Source organism: Actinophytocola sp. (genome assembly GCF_035942955.1).
Classification (GTDB): domain Bacteria; phylum Actinomycetota; class Actinomycetes; order Mycobacteriales; family Pseudonocardiaceae; genus DASYTH01.
Genome location: NZ_DASZCQ010000325.1, coordinates 1 through 1,777 on the forward strand (window position 1 = coordinate 1; position 1,777 = coordinate 1,777).

General features: G+C 75.5%; 1 protein-coding gene. It reads right to left on the minus strand.

The genetic code is table 11. The features are described 5' to 3' along the window. Positions 1–1,329: ATP-binding protein (locus tag VGX25_RS32500; RefSeq protein ID WP_326921793.1), on the minus strand; the 1,329-nt coding region annotated here is incomplete at its 3' end. Between the last annotated feature and the right edge of the window lie 448 nt (positions 1,330–1,777).

A 1,777-nucleotide genomic window follows, 5' to 3' on the forward strand; every position in this document is an offset into this window, starting at 1 on the left:
CAGCCCACCGCGCGCCGGCCCGTCCCCGGCAAGGGCGATGGCGCGCTCGTAGAGCAGCGCCGCCTCCGCGTAGGCGCCGCTCGCCGTCGCCTCGGCGGCCGCGCGGGCCGCGTAGTCCAGCGCCCGGCCCGGATCGTCGCCGGCCGCGCACCAGTGATGGGCCAGCTCGGCCAGGCTCGGCGTGCCACCGCTCTCGATGCGCTCGGCGATCCGGCGGTGCAGCCGCAATCGCCGCGCCCTGGTCAACGAGCCGGCAACGACCTCGTGCACGAGCGGGTGGGCGAACCGGAACCGGTCGGCCCCCGTGTCCTCCCGGACCAGCCCCGCCGCCACCGCCTCGTCCAGCGCCGCGAGCACCGAGCTTTCCGGCTCGTCGAGCAGATCGCCGAGCAGGCCGACGGGGAACGAGCGCCCGATCACCGCGCCGGTGCGCAGCGCCATCCGGCACGGCTCGGTCAGCGCCGCCAGCCGGCCGGCCACCACCGCCTCCACACCGGGCGGGATCGTCGCGTCCCCACCCACCGCCAGTGCGGCGTCGTCCAGCCGGCCCCGCGCCACGAGCAGCCGGACCAGCTCGGTGACGAAGAACGGGTTTCCCTCGGTACGCCGGTGAATCGCCTCGACCGCGGCCGCCGGCACCGCCCGCCCGGCGACCACCTCGACCAGACGCCGCACCGCGGGCCGCGCCAACCCCTCGACCGGAAGCAGCCGCGCCCCCGGCCGGCGCACCAGCTCGGCGACCGCCTGCGGCAGCCGGTCCGACCGCCCACCGGTCCCCGACCGGACCGTGGCCACCAGCAGAAGGCTGCCCTCCCGGATCTCCTCGGCGAGAAACTCGAACAGCAGCAACGAATCGGTGTCCGCGCTCGGCAGGTCGTCGAGCACCACGGTCAGCGGCCCGGCCCCGGCCACCGCGCCCAACAACCCCGCCACCGCAAGGAACAACGGGTACCGGCCACCCTCCTCGGGCGCCGGCAACAGGCCCAACCCCGGCAGCCGCTGCCGCAACTCCGGCACCAGCCGGCACAGCTGCGCCCCACCCTGCCCGATCTGCGCGGCCAGCGCGTGCGGCTCGGTCCGCTGCACGTGCGTGGTCAGCAGCGTCCGCCACGGCCAGAACGCCGGCGCCCCGTCGTCGGCCACCGCCGTCGCCCACAGCGCCGCCCCACCCGCCGCCCGCGCATCGTCCACAATGGCCCGCGCCAAACTCGTCTTGCCGATCCCCGCTTCCCCGCTGATCAGCACCACCCGTGGCCGCCCACCCCGGGCGTCGCGCAACACGGATCGCAGCTCGCCCAGCTCACGATCCCGGCCCACCAAACCGGTCACCCGCCCATTGAAGGCCCGGCCCGGCGGTCCCGAACCTCCCCATCGGGCAGCGATCCGGGCAGCGCCAAGTCCTCATTGAGCGATGACGCCCCGTTGACCCCGGCCTCCGGCACAGCCGTGAAGATCGCCTCGTGGAAACGAAGGCCGCGCGCTGCGCGCGCGGCCCTCGTTTCCGCATCCCGATTCGGCCGACCGGATGGTTGGCGCAGGTAGTGACGCGCTCCGGAAGGCACCACGCAGGACACCCGGCCGCCACACGGGACTTTGCCGAAGCCCTGCCGGCGATCCCAGGGCCCGGCAAAGTCCAGCGCGCACTATCTCCTGCGCCTGACCGCGGATTGCGGCACCCGGGTCAACCGGAATGTCGGGGATCGGAGACCGCCTGTGGCGGCCGGGCAGGGCCGGTGTGCCCCGGATCGCGGAGCCAGCACCGCCGGCGGCGCCGCGC